Source organism: Neotabrizicola shimadae, assembly GCF_019623905.1.
GTDB classification, from domain to species: Bacteria; Pseudomonadota; Alphaproteobacteria; order Rhodobacterales; family Rhodobacteraceae; genus Neotabrizicola; species Neotabrizicola shimadae.
The window spans coordinates 1,127,516-1,144,766 of record NZ_CP069370.1; the positions used below are offsets into that span (position 1 = coordinate 1,127,516).

Consider the following 17,251-nt stretch of genomic DNA (forward strand, 5'->3'; position numbering starts at 1 on the left):
TGGGCAGGAAAGGCGCCCCCATGATCCAGACCCTCGGCCATCTCCTGCCCTATGCGCTGCCCGTGGCGCTGTCGCCCCTGCCGGTCATTGCCGCGCTGATGCTGGTGCTGTCGCCGCCCGGCCCGCGCGGCGGCATGGCCTTCCTGGCCGGGCGGCTCCTTGCCCTTGGCCTTGCCACGGCTCTGGCCGCGGGCCTCGCCGAAACGCTGCAAGACCGTGCCGGCGCCGATGTGCCGCGCGTCTGGCTGCGCCTTGGCCTCGGCCTCGCGCTGGCGGCTCTGGCCCTGCGCAGCCTGCTCCGCCCCGCGCCAGCCGATGCGCCGCTGCCCGGCTGGCTCGCCGCGCTGGAAACCGCCACACCCGCCACCGCCCTGCGCCTTGGCGCGATTGTCACGCTCGCCAACCCGAAGGAACTGGCCTTCCTTCTGGCCGCCGGCCTTGCCATCGGGGCTCAGATGCCGGGCCTTCCAGCCCTCGTCGCGCTGGCCCTGGCCTTTGCCGTCATGGCCGCCGCCGGTGTCGCGCTGCCGGTGCTGGCGGCCCTGATCGGCGGCCCGGCCATGCGCCAAAGGCTGGTTCCCCTTCGCGATTCGCTTGTGGCGCATCGCGGGCTCGTCATGGGGCTGGTGCTGGCCTTCATCGCCGCGCTCCTGATTGGCGATGCGATCGGCAGCCTCGGCTCATAGCCCTGGGCTCGCATGATCCCAGCCCACCGCCAGGTCGTCCTGGCGAAACAGGGTCACGCCAGCCTCGGTGAAGCGCGCGCTGTCCCCGCCGCTGGCAAACCGCGTCACACGCACCAGCCCGGCCTCGTGGTCGATCACGTTGAAGTCGTTCTCCTCGCCCCTCAACCGCGTCGAAAGCGTGGTGCCCGCCTGCACGCACAGCACCCGCCGCCCGCCCTCGCGCAGCGCATGGGGCGCGGCGGCCCAGTTGTGCAGATGCCCGCACAGAATCACATCCGCCCCGGCGCCTGCCAGCGCCTCGCTGGCCCGGCGCGCCCCCTTCATCGGCGCCTTGCCCGATGCGGCAGGCGTGTCCAGCGGATGATGCATCGCCACCACGCGAAGGGCCCCCGCCGGGGCGGCGCGCAGGTCGGCGCAGGCGCGCTCCAGCGACGCCCGCCGCACCCGCCCGCGCTGCCAGGCGAAGGGATCGGCCGTGTCCATGCCGATCACGCACAGCCCCGCCACCGTGGCGCGCGGCTCGGTCTCGGGGCCGACATGCCGGTGCCATCCCGACAGCGGACGGAACAGCCGTGCAAACGGGTTGTGCAGCGGCAGGTCGTGGTTGCCCGGCACGCAGATCACCGGCCCCGGCAATTGCGCCATCAGCGCGGCCGCCTCGGCAAACTCGGCGTCCCGCGCGCGCTGCGTCAGGTCGCCCGAGATGACCGTCACATCCGGGCTCAGATCGCGCGCCATGTCCACCAGCGCCCCGGCCAGCCCGGGCCGCGCCCGGCCGAAATGCAGATCCGACAGATGCAGAAGCCGGCCCATGTCCTCAGCCTTCGCCCGCCGGCACCAGGACGCGCAACGCGCCATCCAGATAGCGGAACCGGAACGGCGCCTTCATCTTCTCGCGCTCGCCGTCCCGTGCAATGGTGCGGCGCGGCGCCCGCGTGACGATCTCCACATCGCGCCCGCCCTCCAGCGTGAAGTCGCGGTAGGGCCGGGCGGTGCGCAGGGCCATCTTCAGCGCAAAGCCCAGAAGCTGCCAGCGCCGCAGCTCCGGTGCCATGTAGATCGCGAACTGCCCCTGCCGGATCAGCTCCACCCCGTCGGTCAGCCCGTATTGCTCCAGCTGATAGGCATTGTGCGCGACGAACACCACCGGGCTGCGCAGATGGTCCGTCCGCCCGTCGATGGTCACGCGCAGCCGGCTGGGCCGGTCATAGGTGGTCAGCGTCCGCAGCGCCGACCAATAGGCCGCAATCCGCGACCGGCCCCACCGCGCATAGGCCGCCTCGCGCCGCTCCAGGAGCGCGGGGTAAAGCCCAAGGCTCGCATTGTTCAGGAACAACTCGCCATTCACCTCACCAGCGGAAACCTCGCGCTCCACCGCACCCACCAACGCCTTCGCCGCCTCGCCTGCGTCCTGTGGCAGGCCAAGGCTGCGCGCAAAGAAGTTGAAGGTGCCGAGGGGCAGGATGCCAAGCGCGATGCCGCTGCCCGCCAGCGCATCCGCCACCGTGCAGATCGTTCCATCGCCCCCGGCGGCAATCACCGTGGCGAATCCGTCCTCGACGGCCCGCCGCGCCTCTGCCGGCAGGGCGCTGCCCGACCGGATCAGCCGCACCTCGGGCGCGAGCCCCGCGGCGCGCAGCGGCGCCACCAGCTCGTCGATGCGATGCGCCGCCTTCTTGCCCGATCCGGCATTGGCCAGCACGCAAATGGGTTCCCGCACGTCGCCTCCGCCAGGTCTCGCAGGCCCGCCCGGCTGCCAGACCCCCGGCGCGCGGCTCCTCATGCGCAGGTAATGTCTGCTTTTGCCGGGACAAGCCCGTCAAAGGCCCTATTCCGTCTGCGCTTGCCGCTGGGTTCGGGCCATGCCTCGTCTCTGCCACTGGCGGCGGGGTTGCCGGGCGCGGTGCGATCAGGGCGCCAGGGACTGGAGCCACGTGGCGCGCGACCAGGCGTGCCGGGCTGTCAGCTTTGACGAGGTGCCGCACCTTGACCCTCGGCGTTCTGGTATGGCGATACGGCTCCTGTCCGATGAGCCTTGCCTCGGACAAATGTTAAGTCCAAGTTAAAGCGGTTTTGCAACCTATTGAAATCATTCAATCTGAGGGGGCGTCCGAGCTCGGACGCCCTACTTGGCCAGAAGCCGCCGCAGCAGGGTCTCCAGATAGTCCCCGGCCTCGCCAAAGGGATCGTGCCCCTCTCCCAGCACGGCCCGGACCTGGACCTCGAAGTCGGCATAATGCTGGGTCAGGGCCCAGATCGAAAAGATCAGGTGCTCGGGCGGAACCGCGGCGATCCGCCCCGCCTCGACCCAGCCCCGGATCACCCCCGCCTTGTCGGCCACCAGGGCCTTCAGCTCGGTCTCCAGCACCCCCCCGATCCGCGGCGCACCCTGAAGGATCTCATTAGCAAAGAGCCGGCTCTCCCGCGGATAGTCCCGGCTCAGCTCCAGCTTCCGCCGGGCATAGGCCAGGATCTCGGTCAGGGGATCTCCCCCCGCATCCATGTCGCGCAAGGGGTCCAGCCAGGCGTCCAGAAGCTGGGACAGAAGCGCCTCGTGGATCGCCTCCTTCGAGGGGAAGTAGTACAGCAGGTTCGGCTTGGACAGCCCCGCGACCTCGGCGATGCGGTCCAGCGTGGCCCCCCGGAACCCCATCTGGCTGAACACTTCCAGCGCCGCGTCCAGGATGGTCTCGCGGTTCCTCGCCTGTATCCGTGTCCGCGGCCGCCCCATCGCCTCAGATCTGCTGCCGCTTGCGGTAGGTGAAGATTTCCTCGGTCACGAACTCGCGGAAGGCCGCCACCCGCTTGGAATGGCGCAGCTCCTCGGGATAGGCCAGAAACACCGGCACCTCTCCCGACTCCACATCCGGCATCACCCGCACGAGATGCGGGAAATCCTCGGTGATGTAGTCGGGCAGCACCCCGATGCCCAGGTGGTTCAGCACCCCCTGAAGCACCCCGAAGTAGTTGTTCACCGTCAGGGTCGAGGGGATGTCATGGCTCATGAGCTCCTGCACCAGTGTGGCCCCCGCGGCCACCTGCGGCGTGCCGGCGTGCTGGCTGATCAGGCGGTGGCGACTGAAATCGTCCATCGTCCGGGGAGTGCCGGCCTGGTCCAGATACTCCGGCGTCGCATAGAGCCGCATCCGGATGTTCATAAGCCGCTTGCGGATCAGGTCGGCCTGGCTCGGTTCCTTCATGCGGATCGCCACATCGGCCTCGCGCATGGGCAGGTCCAGCACCCTTTCTTCCAACATGAGGTCGATCTTCAGCGAAGGATACTTCTCATACAAACCCGCAAGCCGCGGTGCCAGCCAGAGCGTGCCGAAACCCGTGGTCGTGGTCACCCGCAACTCGCCGAAGACCTCGTCCTCGCTGTCGCGGATGCGGGCGGCGGTGGCGTCCAGGCGCTTGGCCATCTGCTGGGTGGCATCGAACAGAAGCTCGCCCTGCTCGGTCAGGATCAGGCCGCGGGCGTGGCGGTGAAACAGCGTGACGTTCAGGGATTCCTCAAGCGCCCGGATCTGGCGGCTGACGGCGGACTGGCTGAGGTGCAGCACCTCACCCGCATGGGTAAGGCTGCCCTTGTCGGCCACCGCATGAAAGATCCGCAACTTGTCCCAGTCCACCATAACTCACCTGTCTGCGCGCCAAGACGCTAGCATGTCAGCGGGGCACATAGGCATTTCTTTCAGCGCGTAAACCGTCTGCGGACCGGAAATCTGCTTGCCGGTGGCCGTTCTGCCGCACCGCGCTTCTGTGCTTTCCCGAAACCGGCGGGCGGCTTATGATTGCCCCATGCGCAAAGGCGCGGCACCGGGGCGCGACGACCCCGGACAACGAACAGAGGTCGGGCATGGCTGTTGGTGTCTTCGATTCGGGCCTTGGCGGGCTGACGGTGCTGGATGCGGTATCGAGGCGCCTTCCCGATGTTCCTTTCGTTTATTTTGGCGACAATGCCCATGCACCCTACGGGGTTCGCACCTCGGATGACATCTTCAACCTGACCTGCGCCGCAACCGAGAGGCTGTGGGACGAGGGCTGCGACCTGGTGATCCTGGCCTGCAACACGGCGTCGGCGGCCGCCTTGAAGCGGATGCAGGAGACCTGGGTTCCAGCAGACAAGCGCGTCCTGGGCGTCTTCGTTCCATTGATCGAGGCGCTGACCGAGCGGCAATGGGGCGACAACTCGCCGCCGCGCGAGGTTGCGGTGAAGCATGTGGCGCTGTTCGCTACTCCGGCCACGGTCGCGAGCCGCGCCTTCCAGCGGGAACTGGCCTTCCGCGCCATTGGCGTGGATGTCGAGGCGCAGCCCTGCGGCGGCGTGGTCGATGCCATCGAGCAGGGAGACGAGATCCTGGCAGAGGCACTGGTGCGCAGCCATGTCGAGGCCTTGAAGCGGCGGATGCCGCATCCCCAGGCGGCGGTTCTGGGCTGCACCCACTATCCGCTGATGGAACGGGTGTTCCAGGAGGCGCTTGGCGAAGAGGTCAAGGTCTTCTCGCAGGCCAACCTGGTCGCCGAAAGCCTGGCAGACTATCTGCAGCGCCGTCCGGAGTTCCTGGGCAGCGGACGGGAGACGAAGTTCCTGACGACGGGCGACCCACGGTCGGTTTCGGACAAGGCGACGCAGTTTCTTCGGCGGCGAATCACTTTCCAGGCAGCCTGAGATGATCGGCCGCCGCGCGGTCCTGTGCGGGCCCGTCCTTGCGATGCTGTGCCCGCCGGCCTGGGCTTCGGACTGGGCGCAGGACGGTGCGGCGAAGGGTGTTCCAAACCTGCACCGGGTCACAGACAGCCTGTGGCGCAGCGGTCAGCCGAGGTCAGAGGGCTTTTCTTTCATGGCGGATCTGGGGGTGCGCACCGTGATCAGTTTGCGCCACGGATCGCGCGACGAAAGGCGCACGGGCGATGCCAGGCTGGATCTGGTCAGCGCGCCGATGACATCGCGCAACGTGGCAGCGGATGACGGGGCGCAGGTTGTTCAAGCCCTTCGCGCGCTGGATGCCGGGCTGCAGCGCGGACCGGTGCTGGTGCATTGCCGCTTCGGTTCGGACCGGACGGGCTGCATAATGGCACTTTACCGTATGCTGTGGCAGGACTGGCCGCGCGCCAAGGCGATCGCAGAGATGACCGGCGGTCCCTATGGGTTCCATGCGGTGTACAGGAACATCCCCGACTATCTGGAAACCGTTGACCTGAACGGCCTGCGCGCCCGGATTCAAGAGTGATCGCTAGTTTCCAGGGTCCCGGCGGATGTCGGAGATCGTGCCATCCGCCCTGGCGAGGCAGGTCCACGGTGTGAGTTCGTTCCCGATGACCATGTGAATGCGCATGGCTCCCTCTGCCTGCGTAGCAGAGACCAGAAGGATGGCGGCGGTTCCGGCGGCCTGAGCCATCGCCGCGACGCAAGCTGCCTGAGTGTCTGCGGTAACGGCGCTGACCGCCCGGTCGACCGCCGGCTCCAGGGGTTCGATGCCGCTTGTTGTGCCATCCGGGTAGGCCAGGCACTGCCAAGGCGCACGCGCGCTGCCCACACCGACCTGCACCAGGACCTCGGGCCGGGAGTCGTCCAGCGCCAGAACCTCGACCGCATCTGTGCCGGCTTGGCGCGCAACCGCTGTCAGGCAGGCCGTCTCTGCCGGCGACACCGTCGGGACGGCTTCAACTGTTGGCCCGGTTGCCGTCTCGGCCGGGGCCGGCTGGAGAAACCGCTCGGCGGCCCAGGCCACGACGGGTGGATCGGACAGCGTCGAGACGCGGCACCAGCGCTGGTCCGCTGCCTGCTGGCAGCCCAGGTTCTGCAATTCGGTGCCGCTGGCCACACGAAGCACCACGCCGCCTTCGGCAGACGGTGCATCGCGCAGGTTCAGGCGCGTGCCGCCTTCGGTGCGGACATGAAAGTACGGAGGGTCCGCCTGGGATTCGGCGCGCAGCTGGCCGGGGAGCAGAAGGCCGATAGCGAGAACGATCCGGGGCAGGGCGAGGCTTATCGAGGTGAGGCGAAGGGACATGCTGCTGTTCCAGTCAACAGCGACTACTTTGGGCGGTTCGCAGATTCGGGCAAGCGCCTGCCCGTCAGTTCTTGCGAAACGCCAGATTGGTTGGGAGCGAACACTTCAGGTCGGTGTTGCGCCCTGAACAAGCCGGATCTGCAGGTCACCGGACACCTGCGACAACTCTGCCATGACCATGCGCGCGTTCGGCAGTTGCGGAGAATGGACCTCTACCGGACCCGCGAACCCAAGGTAGGATAGCCGTTGCAGCATCTGCACGGCATCCGCGCCCTGCGACCAAAGGGGGATGGCGACGACAGAGGGCGTGATCTGCGCGAATCCCGTGACGCTCAGCCCGGCAAAACGCATGTGGATCACCTGATAGTCAGCCCAGACGGCGACGCTTTTGTCCAGGTCCAGCGCAAGCAGCACGGGCCGATCAGATGGCATTCGGCCGGAGGACCCAGAGTCGGACAACCTGCCACGGTGTCCCGCTGCGTCGGTCGGCGCAAACACAAGTATGGGAAGGCCCGCATCCATGGGTCACTCTCTCCAGCGTGGCAGAAATGGGCCGCCGCTCATCCGGAAGTTTATATGTCGGACATTTGTACATGCAAGTGTGCTGGTCGCAACGTCATGCGCCCGCTAGAACGCGGTCCTGCGACCCGATGAGGACGACATGCCCGATGAATTTGCGGACCTGATGCTGAAGGGCCTGCCAATGCCCGCCCTGCTGGTGGATGGCGATGAGCGGATCGTGTCCATCAATGACGAGGCAGAGCGGTTGCTGGGCAAAATGTCGCTTGGCCGGCTGTACATGCTGCCCTTGCGACAGCCCGCGCTGCGTGAGGCGATTGCAGCCGCGCTCAAAGATGGTCGCGGCGCGCGGGTGCGCCATGTCGTGCCGGGGCCATCGCAGGAGCAGGTGCACATGGTGACCGTCTCGCCCATTCTCGGGCAGAAGCACCGCGCAGTGCTTTGCGTGTTCGAAGATGTCACCGGGCACGAACAGGTGGAACAGATGCGCCGGGACTTCGTGGCAAATGTCAGCCACGAGCTCCGTACGCCTCTGACTGCGCTCCTGGGGTTCATTGAAACGCTGCGGGGCGCAGCCCGAGACGACGCGGCGGCGCGGGACCGGTTTCTGAACATCATGGAGCGCGAGGCGGGGCGGATGAACCGGCTGGTGCGCGACCTTTTGCACCTGAGCCGCGTGGAGGCGGAAGAGCGCATCCGCCCGACCGATCCTGTCGACCCAGTCGCAGTCGTGCAGTCGGCCCTGTCCTCGCTGAAGCCTTTGGCCGAGGCGCATGGCGTCATGCTGGACCTGAAGACGGACTCTGCTCCCCGCAGCGTTCCGGCAGATGGCGACCAACTGATGCAGGTCATCACCAACCTCACTGAGAATGCCATAAAGTACGGCGGGGCCGATCGTCCTGTGACGGTGCGCCTGTCGCGTGAGGTTCTGGCCAAGGGGCCCATGCTGCGCATCGACGTGGTGGATCGGGGCGAGGGCATCGCCGCGGAACATCTGCCGCGACTCACCGAGCGATTCTATCGGGTCGATGCGCACCGGTCGCGCGAAAAGGGCGGGACCGGCCTTGGTTTGGCCATCGTGAAGCACATTGTTCATCGCCACCGCGGTACGTTCCGCATCGACAGCCGGATTGGCGAGGGAAGCACCTTCACCGTCTATTTTCCCGAGCTTTGAGGCACAGGGCCGGCTTGGCGCGGTGGGTGCGCCGGGGACCGCGCCGTGCGCTGTCACGAACCTGTTACAAAACCGTCGCATATCCTTGGCCCTGGGTGCCTAGAGCGAAGGGCAAGCCGCATCGGGTTCCCGCCCGGTCGGTCCGACCGCAAAGCTGCAAGGAGCTATCCATGTCCTCCATCAAACTCACTGCCTCGGTGCTGGCGCTGGCCGCCGCTGCCGGTGTCGCCGAAGCGCGCGACCAGCTGCAGATCGCTGGGTCCTCGACCGTGCTGCCCTATGCCACCATCGTGGCCGAGGCCTTCGGCGAGAACTTCGATTTCCCGACCCCGGTCGTAGAAGGCGGCGGTTCGGGCGCTGGCCGCAAGAAGCTGTGCGAAGGCGTGGGCGAAAACACCATCGACATCGCCAACTCTTCCTCGCGCATCTCGCAGTCGGACATCGACACCTGCAAAGCGAACGGCGTGAACGAGATCATGGAAGTTCGCATCGGCTATGACGGCATCGTCTTCGCCAGCGACATCGCCGGACCGGATTTCGCCCTGACCCCGGCTGACGTCTACGGTGCCCTGGCCGCGCAGGTTGTCAAGGATGGCGCTCTGGTCGCCAACGCCGCTGCCAAGTGGTCGGACGTGAACGGTGCTCTGCCGGCTCAGGACATCCTGGCCTTCATTCCGGGCACCAAGCACGGCACCCGCGAAGTCTTCGACATCAAACTGCTCGAAGCCGGCTGCAAGGCCACCGGTGCCTATGACCTGTTCTTCGCCGCTTCGACCGGTGCCGACGAGGCCGCCAAGAAGGCCGACGCTGTAAAGGCCTGCCACGGCGTCCGCACTGACGGCAAGTCGGTCGACATCGACGGCGACTACACCGAGACGCTGTCGCGCATCGCTGCCAACAAGACCGCTGTCGGCGTGTTCGGCCTGTCCTTCTATGAAAACAACATGGACAAGCTGAAGGTTGCCACGATCGACGGCATCGTGCCTTCGGTGGAGACCATCTCGAAGGGCGAATACCCGGTGTCTCGTCCGCTGTACTTCTACGTCAAGAAGGCCCACATCGGCGTGATCCCCGGCCTGCAGGAATACATCGACTTCTTCGTGTCCGACGACATGGCCGGCCCGGGCGGCCCGCTGGCGGCCTATGGCCTGGTTCCGGATCCGGAACTGGCGGCCACCCAGGCGGCGGTTGCGGCCGGTACCCCGATGGGTCCGCTGGAGTAAGTGTCGGATCGGGCTGAGGCCTGTGAAGTGATCAGTCCGGGGGCGCGGGATACACCGCGCCCCCGTGTCACGAACCCCCCGAAGCGGTCCTGCCATGAACCTTGGACTTCTCGTCACCGTGATCCTCGTGCTGGCCATCGCCGGCTGGATCATCGGTCGCCAACGCGCCGTAGCCTCGGTCAAGGGCGACATCCGCAAGCTTCACTCGCTGCCCGGCTACTACGGGCACATCGTATTCCTGGCGACGGCCGTGCCGTCGCTTCTTGTCGTGGTGCTTTGGATTCTGGTCCAGCCCGCGCTGATCGAGAGCCGCGTCGCCAACCTGATCAAGCCCTCCGACATTCCCGAGGGCAGCTCGCAATCCCTGGTGATGGCGGACGTGCGCCGCATCGCAAACGGGCTTGATGCCGTTGTGGCGGCCGGTCTTCCGGAAGATCAGCTTGCCAGCATGCGGGCCGATTTCTCTGACGTGCGCGGCCGTCTGGCTGGCGTGGGCGTCGCGATCGGAAGCAATGTCAGCAACTCGGTCTTCATCGCGGCCAAGGAGTATCGCAGCGCAATCAAGTCCAGCGCCATGATGATGACCGTGGCCGCCCTGGCGATTGCACTTGCGGGTCTGGCCTGGTCGCTGACCCGTATCCGTCCCGAGTTCCGAGCGCGGAACGCGACGGAGCGCTTTACAATGTCTCTGCTGATCGCGTCGTCGCTGATTGCCGTTCTGACGACGGTTGGCATCGTGGCATCCCTGCTGTTCGAAAGCATCCATTTCTTCAGCATCTATCCAGCCTCGAAGTTCTTCTTCTCGACGGTCTGGAATCCCAAGTTCGGCGGCGGCTCCGATCTGGGCATCCTGCCGCTGATCTGGGGCACGCTGTATGTGTCGTTCATCGCGCTGCTGGTTGCGGTGCCCGTGGGGCTCATGTCGGCGATCTACCTGTCGGAGTATGCCTCGAAATCGGTACGCGCCGTGGTCAAGCCGCTGATCGAGGTGCTGGCCGGCATCCCGACCATCGTCTATGGCCTCTTCGCGCTTATCACCGTCGGCCCGCTGATCCGCGACTGGATCGCCATGCCGACCGGCCTTGGGAACTCGTCGTCCTCGGTGATGACGGCGGGCATCGTCATGGGGATCATGGTCATCCCGTTCGTGTCCTCGCTTTCGGACGACATCATCAACGCAGTGCCTCAGTCGCTGCGTGACGGCTCGCTCGGCCTGGGGGCGACGCCTTCTGAAACCGTGCGACAGGTCGTGCTGCCGGCGGCGCTTCCGGGCATCGTCGGCGCCGTCCTGCTGGCTGCCAGCCGCGCCATCGGTGAAACCATGATCGTGGTGATGGGTGCCGGTGCAGCCGCCCGGCTCAGCCTCAACCCATTCGAGGCGATGACCACTGTTACCGTGAAGATCGTCAGCCAGTTGACCGGCGATACCGAGTTCGCCAGCCCCGAAACGCTTGTCGCCTTCGCGCTTGGTCTCACCCTCTTCGTGCTGACGCTGGTCCTGAACATCGTAGCGTTGGTGATCGTGCGCAAATACCGGGAGCAATACGAATGACCGTCGAAGCATCGCTGTTCACACTTGATGCGAAGACCAAGGCGCGCAAGACGGCCGAGGCCAGGTTCCGCCTCTATGGGGTGGTGGCCATTGCTGTTGCCCTGCTTGCACTCCTCTGGCTGTTGATCTCCATCCTGTCGGGGGGCCTGCCGGCCTTCCGCCAGACCATGCTGACCTATCCGGTCACCCTGGAAGAGGCCGTTCTGGACAAGTCCGGCACGCGCGACCCAGTTGCGCTCAGCAAGGTGACCACGGTCGCCTACACCAAGATCCTTGCAACTTCGCTTGCCGCGGTCATCGCTGAGAAGGGCATCGCCCCGGAAGGCATGACCGACAAGGACGTGGCCGACATGATCAGCCAGGAATCCGCCGCCACCCTGCGGTCGAAAGTCCTGGCCGACCCGGCGCTGATCGGTACCACGATTGACTTCACCGCCCTCGCATCGGGCCGCATCGACGGTTATCTGAAGGGCCGCGTCAGCCGTGAATCCGCGGCTCTGGACAAGAACGTCTCGCCGGTGCAGCTGGAGCTTGCCGACAACCTGCAGAAGGCAGGCATCCTGGACAAACGCTTCAATTGGGGCTTTCTGACTGCCCCCGATGCGTCGGACAAGCGGCCAGAGGCCGCGGGTCTTGGTGTTGCGATCATCGGTTCGTTCTACATGATGCTGGTGGTACTGGTGCTGTCACTGCCCATCGGCGTCGCCGCCTCGATCTATCTGGAAGAGTTCGCTCCCAAGAACCGGCTGACCGACATCATCGAGGTCAACATCGCCAATCTCGCCGCGGTGCCCTCCATCGTCTACGGTATCCTCGGCCTCGCGGTGTTCATCAACTTCATGCACCTGCCGCAATCGGCACCCATCGTCGGTGGTCTGGTGCTGACGCTGATGACCCTCCCGCGCATCATCATCCCGACCCGCGCCGCGCTCAAGGCCGTGCCGCCCTCGATCCGTGACGCGGCTCTCGGCGTCGGCGCGTCCAAGCTGCAGACCGTGTTCCACCACGTCCTGCCGCTGGCCATGCCGGGCATCCTGACCGGCATGATCATCGGCCTGGCCCAGGCGCTTGGCGAGACTGCGCCGCTGCTCTTGATCGGCATGGTCGCCTTCGTCCGTGACTTCCCCGGCGGGCTGCCCGGCGGTCTCTTCGATCCTGCTGCCGCACTGCCGGTGCAGGTTTACAACTGGACGAACCGAGGCGATCCGGGTTTCGTGGAACGCGCCTCGGGTGCCATCATCGTGCTGCTGGTGTTCCTTGTGATCATGAATGCCGCGGCGATCTATCTGCGCCGCAAGTTCGAGCGCCGCTGGTAAGAAGGACCAGACCCATGAAAGACCAGGTGACGGAGAATCGCGTGCAGACCGATACGAGCAAGATCTCGGCCAAGAAGGCGCAGGTCTATTACGGTGAAAACCACGCCATCAAGGATGTGGATGTCGAGATCCTCGACAAGACGGTGACGGCGTTCATCGGCCCCTCGGGCTGCGGCAAGTCCACCTTCCTGCGCTGCCTCAACCGCATGAACGATACGATCCCGAGTTGCCGGGTGGAGGGCAAGATCCTGCTGGACGGCGAGGATATCTATGACGCTCGCGTCGACCCGGTGCAGTTGCGCGCCAAGGTCGGCATGGTGTTCCAGAAGCCGAACCCCTTCCCCAAGTCGATCTACGACAACGTGGCCTATGGGCCCAAGATCCACGGCCTGACCCGCAACAAGGCGGAACTGGACGCGGTCGTGGAAAGCTGCCTGCGCAAGGCCGCGCTGTGGGGTGAGGTGAAGGACCGCTTGACCTCTCCGGGTACGGGCCTCTCCGGTGGCCAACAGCAACGCCTGTGCATCGCACGCGCCATTGCCACGTCGCCCGAAGTGCTGCTGATGGACGAGCCGTGCTCGGCCCTTGACCCCATCGCCACGGCACAGGTCGAAGAGCTGATCGACGAGCTGCGCTCGCAGTTCTCGGTGGTGATCGTGACGCACTCGATGCAGCAGGCCGCGCGCGTCAGCCAGAAGACCGCGTTCTTCCACCTGGGCAACCTCGTGGAATACGGCTCGACCGACCAGATCTTCACCAATCCCAAGGATCCCCGCACGGAATCCTACATTTCCGGCCGGATCGGCTGACGACGCGAGGGAGCGTATTCATGATGTCCTTGGAACCCCATATTGCCACGGTTTTTGACCGCGACCTGGAATCCGTTCAGGCCCAGATCATGACCATGGGCGGTCTGGTCGAAGCCGCGATCCTGGACGCCGCACAGGCGCTGGAAATGCGCGACGAGGAGCTGGCCGAGAAGGTGCGTCAGGCCGATGCCGCCATCGACGCGATTGAGGCGCAAGTCCAGGCCGATTGCGCCCGGCTTCTGGCGCTGCGTTCGCCCACGGCTTCGGATCTGCGGACCGTGCTGACGGTGATGAAGATCGCGGCCGCGCTGGAGCGTTGCGGCGACTATGCCAAGAACCTGGCAAAGCGGTCGGTCGTGCTGACCCAGATGGCGCCGGTCGGCGGCACGGCGGGCACGCTGCGGCGCATGGCCAAGACGGTGCAGCTGATGCTGAAGGATGCGCTGGATGCCTACATTGCGCGGGATGCCGGGTTGGCCGAAGAGGTTCGCCAGCGCGACAGAGACGTGGACCAGATGTACAACGGCCTGTTCCGGACGCTGCTGACCCACATGATGGAAGACCCCCGCAACATCACCGCCGCGATGCACCTGCACTTCATCGCCAAGAACCTGGAGCGGGTGGGGGATCATGCGACGGGGATTGCCGAGCAGGTGATCTATCTGGTGAAGGGCAGCCTGCCGGAAGAGGCGCGGCCGAAGGCCGATCTGACCGACAGCCTTACGGGGGCGGACCTCTGATGTCGGCCCAGGTGCGCCCGACGGTTCTGATCGTCGAGGACGAGCCCGCGCAGCGGGAAGTCCTGTCCTACAACCTGGAGGCCGAGGGGTTCCGTGTGACCACTGCGGGCGACGGCGAGGCGGCGCTGCTGGCGGTCGAGGAAGAGACGCCCGACATCATCGTGCTGGACTGGATGCTGCCCAAGGTTTCGGGGATCGAGATCTGCCGGCGGCTGAAGACCCGGGCGGATACGAAGTCCCTGCCGATCATCATGCTGTCGGCCCGGTCCGAGGAAGTGGACCGGGTGCGGGGGCTGGAGACCGGGGCGGATGACTATGTGGTCAAGCCCTATTCTCTGGTCGAGTTGATGGCCCGGGTGCGGACCCAGTTGCGGCGGACCCGACCGGCGACGGTGGGGCAGGTGCTGGAGTTCGGGGGTATCCTGCTGGACCCCGAGAGCCACAAGGTCCACCGGGATGGCAAGCTTCTGAAGCTGGGGCCGACCGAGTTCCGGCTCTTGTCCACCTTCATGGAGAAGCCGGGCCGGGTCTGGAGCCGCGAGCAGCTTCTGGACCGGGTCTGGGGGCGGGACATCTATGTGGATACCCGGACCGTGGACGTTCATATCGGGCGGCTGAGGAAGGCGCTGATGGCCGAGGGGGGGGACGATCCCCTGCGGACCGTCCGGGGCGCGGGCTATGCGCTTGGCTAGGCGTCCGAGCTCGGACGCCTTGTTGGATATAACGAAATCAATGGGTTGCGCGGCCGTCTTAACTTGGACTTAAGACTTTTCCGAGGGTGACTGCAACGGCCAGATCTTGCCCATGACCCAGCTGACCGCCAGGGCCACGAGACAGCCGAAGATCACCTCGGCCACGCGGCGCAGGCCCAGTTCCATGCCCGAGACGTTGGAGTGTTCGGTGATCGAGCCGGCCACGACAATGGCAGCGGTGATGGGCGCCTGGCGCCACATTACCTTGATGCGCACGACATAGGCCGACAGCAGAACCGCCAGCGCCACGGCAAAGGGCATCTTCCAGGCATGGGCGCCTCCGAGGGCCAGGAAACCCAGGCCCACGGCGCAACCGACCAGAGTGTTGATGAGCCGCGAGCGGAAGTTGTCGCGGCCCTTGGCATATTCCGGTTCGCTGGAGGCGACCATCGAAGCGGTGGCCCAGACCGGATTGGCATGGGTGAAGGTGGTCAGCGTCCACCAGGTGATGGCCGAGGCGATGAAGACGTTGACGGCGAAGTGCACGCCCAGAAGCCCGTCTTCGGACAGGCGCTGGCGGAGGCGCTGGAAAAACGTGTCCGCCTCATTCATGCGATTGCGGCGGGTTTCCGGACAACCGATAGACGCTGGCGGTCTTGGTGACGCCAAGCGCGAGCCAGTCTTCGGCCAGTGATTGCAGGTGCAGGTAGAAGCGGCGGACCATCTTGCGCTGATCTTGCTGGAAATCCGAGGATTTACGGAACTTGGCCTGGAAGGAAAACTCGCCCACCAACTGCCGTTCGTCGCCGCGCGAGCGCCAGACGGCGGCATTGGCCGGGGCGAGCACGCCCTTGCCGAAATCGAGCGTGCCAAGGTCGAGCAGCACCTCGACGACGGCCGTGCGGTTCACCAGCGCCACGGTTTCGGCCGGGTCGGGAAAGAGCGGGGCAAGCGGCGGCAGGATGCGGACGAGGTTCGCGCCGGTGAGGTCGCGCTGTGCGCCGATCTGGCTGATGCCGAACTGGCAGTTGTGTGAATAGAGAAGCCGCACACCGCCCGCGCGGTCCTTGAGCGGCAGGGCTTCGGCCTTGAACTTGATGACATGGTCGCCGTCGATCTGCGGGGTCATGTCCACGGCCGCAGCGGTGGGCAGGTCGGGGTGGCGGAACTTGAAGACGATCTCTGGATCGCCGACGAGAAAGCCGTCTTCATAATCCATGCGCCGGCGCAGGATGAAGGCGTTGTTGTAAAGCCGGAAATCCTGAGTGTCGAGGAACAGGACCTCGCGCATCTGGGTGCCCTGCGCCTTTGCCGGGATGTAATCCACCCCGATGTCGCGGGCGGCGCGCTTCACGATCTTGGCGAAGGCACGGAAATCGTCGGCTGTGGTGAAGCGGCTGCCGCGCAGGATGAGCTTTGCTTCCAGATAGCGGACCTGATCGAATTTTCCGTTCCCAGGATAAAGGGTCGGATCGCGCGGTTCGATGGTCATGCTTTCTCCCTTCGCCGTCCTTCTGCGTTTCTGGCCGAAGCCGGCCATGTGTCAAGTCTGGCCGTATCAGAGCCGCGCGATGCGGTCCGTCAGCAGCGCGAAGAAGCCTTCGGCATCGACCGAGCCCATGAACAAGGCATTTGCCGGGCGTTTGGTGACGCCCCACCAGTCGGCGACAGTCATGCCGAGGGTAAGCTCGGACGTGGTTTCGATTTCCACGTTGATGTGCCGGCCTTGGAAGAGATCGGGGCGGATCAGATAGGCGATGACGCAGGGGTCGTGCAGCGGCGCGCCCTCGCTGCCGTATTTGGCCATGTCGAAACGTTCGAAGAAGTCGGTCCATTCCGCGACCATGCGGCCCGGTTCGGTGCCGAGCGCGCGGAACGCCTCGACCCGCTTGCGGTTGGTCAGCGCCTTGTGTGTGACATCCAGAGGCATGACCACCAGTGGAACCCCGGATTGGAACACGATTTCCGCGGCTTCCGGGTCAACGTAGATGTTGAATTCGGCTGCCGGCGTGATGTTGCCCACTTCGAAATAGGCGCCGCCCATGAGCACGATCTGCTGCACGCGGGCCACGACGTCGGGCGCGCGCTGGAAGGCTGTGGCGATGTTGGTCAGCGGGCCAAGCGGACAGAGCGTGACGGTGTGGGCGGGTTCGCGGCGCAACGTTTCAATGATGAAATCGACGGCGTGCTGGTCCTGAAGGGCCATGGTCGGGTCGGCCATCTGCGGGCCATCGAGCCCGGTCTTTCCGTGGACATGTTCGGCGGTGACGAGTTTACGCTTCAGTGGCGCGTCGCAGCCGGCATAGACGCGGGTTTCCGGCTTGCCGGCCAGTTCGCAGATGATGCGGGCATTCTTCTGTGTCAGCGGCAGCGGCACGTTGCCGGCGACCGCGGTGATGCCCAGAACCTCGACATCCTCGGGCGAGGCGAGGGCGAGAAGGATCGCCACGGCGTCGTCCTGTCCGGGGTCGGTGTCGATGATGATCTTGCGCGGGGCCATGGAATCCTCCTGATGCGGCGAGGGAA

19 protein-coding genes are annotated in these 17,251 nt (G+C 65.7%); 10 read left to right on the plus strand and 9 right to left on the minus strand.

The annotated features are described in order from the left end of the window. Positions 1–20: 20 nt before the first annotated feature. The gene (locus JO391_RS05395) at positions 21–686 is read left to right on the plus strand and encodes a GAP family protein (protein ID WP_220663164.1); all 666 of its coding nucleotides are present in this window, start codon (positions 21–23) and stop codon (positions 684–686) included. Here JO391_RS05395 and JO391_RS05400 read toward each other — a convergent pair. From JO391_RS05400 to JO391_RS05415, 4 genes are all read right to left on the minus strand, one after another. Beyond that, on the minus strand, positions 681–1,499 hold the full coding sequence (locus JO391_RS05400; RefSeq protein ID WP_220663165.1) for a metallophosphoesterase family protein: 819 nt from the start codon (positions 1,497–1,499) through the stop codon (positions 681–683). The genes JO391_RS05395 and JO391_RS05400 overlap by 6 nt on opposite strands. 4 nt (positions 1,500–1,503) lie before the next feature. Next, complete coding sequence (locus JO391_RS05405; protein WP_220663166.1) at positions 1,504–2,406, minus strand: diacylglycerol/lipid kinase family protein; 903 nt, start codon at positions 2,404–2,406, stop codon at positions 1,504–1,506. A gap of 405 nt (positions 2,407–2,811) precedes the next feature. After that, entirely contained in the window at positions 2,812–3,417 is a 606-nt protein-coding gene (locus JO391_RS05410) for a TetR family transcriptional regulator C-terminal domain-containing protein (protein ID WP_220663167.1), read from the minus strand. A 4-nt stretch (positions 3,418–3,421) separates the two neighbouring features. Then, positions 3,422–4,315, minus strand: a complete 894-nt coding sequence (locus JO391_RS05415; RefSeq protein ID WP_220663168.1) for a LysR family transcriptional regulator — start codon at positions 4,313–4,315, stop codon at positions 3,422–3,424. Between the two features lie 227 nt (positions 4,316–4,542). Between JO391_RS05415 and murI the strand changes: the two genes are divergently transcribed. Both murI and JO391_RS05425 read left to right on the plus strand, forming a co-directional pair. Beyond that, a complete protein-coding gene (gene murI / locus JO391_RS05420) occupies positions 4,543–5,355 on the plus strand; it encodes a glutamate racemase (RefSeq protein ID WP_220663169.1) in 813 nt (270 codons plus the stop codon). Between the two features lies 1 nt (position 5,356). Next, positions 5,357–5,917: a fused DSP-PTPase phosphatase/NAD kinase-like protein gene (locus JO391_RS05425; RefSeq protein WP_220663170.1), complete on the plus strand. Its 561-nt coding sequence runs from the start codon at positions 5,357–5,359 to the stop codon at positions 5,915–5,917. 3 nt (positions 5,918–5,920) lie between these two features. Here JO391_RS05425 and JO391_RS05430 read toward each other — a convergent pair whose 3' ends face one another. Both JO391_RS05430 and JO391_RS05435 read right to left on the minus strand, forming a co-directional pair. Further along, entirely contained in the window at positions 5,921–6,700 is a 780-nt protein-coding gene (locus JO391_RS05430) for an SH3 domain-containing protein (protein WP_220663171.1), read from the minus strand. Between the two features lie 105 nt (positions 6,701–6,805). Next, positions 6,806–7,114: a hypothetical protein gene (locus tag JO391_RS05435; RefSeq protein ID WP_220663172.1), complete on the minus strand. Its 309-nt coding sequence runs from the start codon at positions 7,112–7,114 to the stop codon at positions 6,806–6,808. Positions 7,115–7,361: 247 nt separating this feature from the next. Between JO391_RS05435 and JO391_RS05440 the strand changes: the two genes are divergently transcribed. From JO391_RS05440 to phoB, 7 genes are all read left to right on the plus strand, one after another. After that, positions 7,362–8,393, plus strand: coding sequence for an ATP-binding protein (locus JO391_RS05440; protein ID WP_220663173.1), 1,032 nt, complete (start codon positions 7,362–7,364; stop codon positions 8,391–8,393). Positions 8,394–8,563: 170 nt separating this feature from the next. Continuing rightward, on the plus strand, positions 8,564–9,616 hold the full coding sequence (locus JO391_RS05445; protein ID WP_220663174.1) for a PstS family phosphate ABC transporter substrate-binding protein: 1,053 nt from the start codon (positions 8,564–8,566) through the stop codon (positions 9,614–9,616). 94 nt (positions 9,617–9,710) lie between these two features. Beyond that, on the plus strand, positions 9,711–11,168 hold the full coding sequence (gene pstC, locus JO391_RS05450) for a phosphate ABC transporter permease subunit PstC (protein ID WP_220663175.1): 1,458 nt from the start codon (positions 9,711–9,713) through the stop codon (positions 11,166–11,168). Then, positions 11,165–12,484, plus strand: a complete 1,320-nt coding sequence (gene pstA, locus JO391_RS05455; protein WP_220663176.1) for a phosphate ABC transporter permease PstA — start codon at positions 11,165–11,167, stop codon at positions 12,482–12,484. The genes pstC and pstA overlap by 4 nt, the downstream gene beginning before the upstream one ends. Before the next feature lie 14 nt (positions 12,485–12,498). Beyond that, on the plus strand, positions 12,499–13,293 hold the full coding sequence (pstB, locus tag JO391_RS05460; RefSeq protein WP_220663177.1) for a phosphate ABC transporter ATP-binding protein PstB: 795 nt from the start codon (positions 12,499–12,501) through the stop codon (positions 13,291–13,293). A 23-nt stretch (positions 13,294–13,316) separates the two neighbouring features. Further along, positions 13,317–14,033, plus strand: a complete 717-nt coding sequence (gene phoU, locus JO391_RS05465; RefSeq protein ID WP_220664454.1) for a phosphate signaling complex protein PhoU — start codon at positions 13,317–13,319, stop codon at positions 14,031–14,033. Next, on the plus strand, positions 14,033–14,725 hold the full coding sequence (gene phoB / locus JO391_RS05470; RefSeq protein WP_220663178.1) for a phosphate regulon transcriptional regulator PhoB: 693 nt from the start codon (positions 14,033–14,035) through the stop codon (positions 14,723–14,725). The genes phoU and phoB overlap by 1 nt, the downstream gene beginning before the upstream one ends. 69 nt (positions 14,726–14,794) lie before the next feature. On the opposite strand, the gene JO391_RS05475 is transcribed toward phoB, so the two are convergent. The 3 genes from JO391_RS05475 to JO391_RS05485 form a co-directional block, all read right to left on the minus strand. Then, positions 14,795–15,337 carry an FUSC family protein gene (locus JO391_RS05475; protein WP_220663179.1) on the minus strand — a complete coding sequence of 181 codons (543 nt, stop codon included), beginning with the start codon at positions 15,335–15,337 and terminating at the stop codon, positions 14,795–14,797. Continuing rightward, positions 15,330–16,217, minus strand: coding sequence for a hypothetical protein (locus tag JO391_RS05480; RefSeq protein WP_220663180.1), 888 nt, complete (start codon positions 16,215–16,217; stop codon positions 15,330–15,332). The genes JO391_RS05475 and JO391_RS05480 overlap by 8 nt, the downstream gene beginning before the upstream one ends. Positions 16,218–16,283: 66 nt before the next feature. Beyond that, positions 16,284–17,225 carry a nucleoside hydrolase gene (locus JO391_RS05485; protein WP_220663181.1) on the minus strand — a complete coding sequence of 314 codons (942 nt, stop codon included), beginning with the start codon at positions 17,223–17,225 and terminating at the stop codon, positions 16,284–16,286. Between the last annotated feature and the right edge of the window lie 26 nt (positions 17,226–17,251).